The following is a 2,517-nucleotide window of genomic DNA, read 5'->3' as shown; positions in this document are numbered from 1 at the left end:
GGCGAGCACCCTTGAAGCGTGTAAGGCTGCCGATGCCGTTTTGCTTGCAGCGATTGGGAGCCCTCGATTTGATTCGTTGCCCCGGGAGCAACGGCCTGAAAGTGGCTTGCTAGCCCTGCGCTCGGGCATGGAACTCTTCGCCAATCTCCGACCAGTCAAAATTGTTCCAGCGCTGATTGGTGCCAGCAGCCTGCGACCTGAAGTGGTGGAAGGGGTGGATCTGATGGTGGTGAGGGAACTAACCGGCGGGATTTATTTCGGTCAACCGAAAGGTCGGGTGCAGGCTGATGGTGAAGAGCGTGCGTTCAACACCATGACCTACTCGGATTCTGAGATCGACAGAATCGCGAGGGTGGCGTTCAAGCTCGCCGCAGAGCGTCGCGGTCAGCTCTGCTCGGTGGATAAGGCCAATGTGCTCGACGTCAGCCAACTGTGGCGTGATCGCGTGGAGGGAATGAAAAGTGACTACGCCTCCGTGGATGTCAGTCACCTCTATGTGGACAATGCGGCGATGCAACTGGTCAGAGATCCTCGCCAGTTCGATGTGGTGCTCACCGGCAATCTTTTCGGTGACATTCTCAGCGATATTTCGGCCATGCTCACCGGCTCAATTGGCATGCTTCCCTCAGCTTCTTTAGGAAGCGAGGGGCCAGGTCTCTATGAACCTGTTCATGGCTCAGCCCCCGATCTCGCTGGTCAAGACAAGGCCAATCCGATGGCCATGGTGCTCTCCGCAGCGATGATGTTGCGGACTGGTCTCAAGCAAAATGCAGCTGCTGACGATCTCGAACGGGCTGTTGATCGTGTTTTGGCAGCCGGATTCCGTACTGGTGATTTGATGTCTGAAGGCTGTACTGCTCTGGGCTGTCAGGCGATGGGGGAGGAACTTCTTAAGACACTCTGATGCGACCTGGCAGGAAAAATGTGGAATTTGCCCTTTGACCTGCCAAACTCATCGGGCCATTTCCTCCTCCGTCGATGTCGAAGCGTCACCCCGTCGTGGCTGTCACGGGTTCCTCAGGTGCAGGCACTAGCACTGTCAAGAGGGCTTTTGAGCACATCTTCGCTCGGGAGAACATCACTCCTGCAGTAGTGGAGGGCGATAGCTACCACCGCTTCGAGCGGATGGCGATGAAGACCGCCATGTCTGAATCGCTTGCGAAGGGTGAGAATTTCTCCCACTTCGGTCCTGAAGCCAACCTCTTCGACAAGCTCGAAGAACTCTTTCGCGTGTATGGCGAAACTGGTGGAGGCCAGAAGCGTTACTACCTCCACAGTCCAGAAGAGGCTGCTGAGCACAACGCTCGCCTCGGTGTGAACTTGGATCCAGGTCAGTTCACCCCCTGGGAGGACATCCCTGGTGGTACCGATTGCTTGTTTTACGAAGGCCTCCACGGTGGCGTTGTCGGAGACGGCTACGACGTGGCGTCTCTCGCTGACTTACTCGTGGGTGTGGTTCCGATTACCAATCTCGAGTGGATCCAAAAGATTCAGCGTGACAATGCCGAGCGCGGCTATTCAGCAGAAGCGATCGTTGACACGATCCTGCGCCGCATGCCGGATTACATCAATCACATCTGTCCCCAATTCAGCCTCACTGACATCAATTTTCAGCGGGTGCCCACGGTTGACACCTCCAACCCATTCATCTGTCGGAACATCCCGACTCCTGATGAAAGCTTCGTGATCATTCACTTCCGCAAGGGAGCGCGTGAGAAGTGGGGCATTGATTTCAGCTACTTGCTGAGCATGATTCATGACTCTTTCATGAGCAGCCCCACCAGCATTGTTGTGAACGGAGGAAAGATGGGCTTCGCGATGGAACTCATCTTGACCCCCATCATTCACCGCATGATTGAAGAGCAAAGCAAGCTCTCCTGATTGCTTCTGTCGAACACATCGAGCAATCACATCTATCGTGGACTCATCTGAATGATCAGGTGGGTCCTTTTTTTGTCCTCTCCCTCCTTTGAGATTGCAGGTGCCAGTGGATCAACAACTCCTCTACCGCGCTGGGACAGAGTTGATAGTCGTCGTCTGATCGCTTTGGCACGGCGGATTTACTTCCGCTTCTTAAGTGACTCTGGGCAGCAGCTTGAACCGATGGGTGTTGTTGTGAATGAGCGTTTAGATGAGGGCAGGGTTGTGTTTGAAAGTCCAACACTGTTGCTTCAAGAACATTTCATCAGTATCGATCTGATCGGTCGACGACTGCGGCGCCCGCGTGGCTGGCGAGAGCGACCAAGAGGGTCAGGGCTGTGAACAGTGTCAGTGTCCTGGGTCTGAGCCTTTTGGTGGCAGGAGCCTGTGTGGGGAGCTTTGCCAATGTTGTGGCCTGGCGATTGCCTCGCGGGGAATCGGTGGTTTGGCCCGGCAGCCACTGCCCGAAGTGTGGCCAGGCCGTGCGCTGGCACGACAATGTGCCGGTGATGGGGTGGCTCTGGCTTCAGGGACGTTGTCGCGATTGCTATCAGGGCATTTCGAGCCGTTACCCATTGGTGGAACTTTTGAGCGCCC

General features: G+C 55.6%; 4 protein-coding genes. All 4 read left to right on the top strand.

The window, feature by feature from the left end; all coding sequences use genetic code 11:
- A partial coding sequence (gene leuB / locus NCN04_RS10565; protein ID WP_250396073.1) for a 3-isopropylmalate dehydrogenase occupies positions 1-904 on the top strand: 904 nt, incomplete at its 5' end.
- Positions 905-978: 74 nt separating this feature from the next.
- A complete protein-coding gene (locus NCN04_RS10560) occupies positions 979-1,881 on the top strand; it encodes a phosphoribulokinase (RefSeq protein ID WP_250396072.1) in 903 nt (300 codons plus the stop codon).
- Between the two features lie 51 nt (positions 1,882-1,932).
- Positions 1,933-2,262 (top strand): hypothetical protein, encoded by a 330-nt coding sequence (locus NCN04_RS10555; RefSeq protein ID WP_250396071.1) that lies wholly within the window; start codon positions 1,933-1,935, stop codon positions 2,260-2,262.
- The coding region (locus NCN04_RS10550; protein WP_350223253.1) for a prepilin peptidase at positions 2,259-2,517 on the top strand (259 nt) is incomplete at its 3' end. The genes NCN04_RS10555 and NCN04_RS10550, both read left to right, overlap by 4 nt.

Origin of the sequence: Synechococcus sp. MU1655, assembly GCF_023630655.1 — a bacterium.
GTDB lineage: Bacteria > Cyanobacteriota > Cyanobacteriia > PCC-6307 > Cyanobiaceae > Synechococcus_C.
This window is presented reverse-complemented; position numbering and strand designations above follow the sequence as displayed.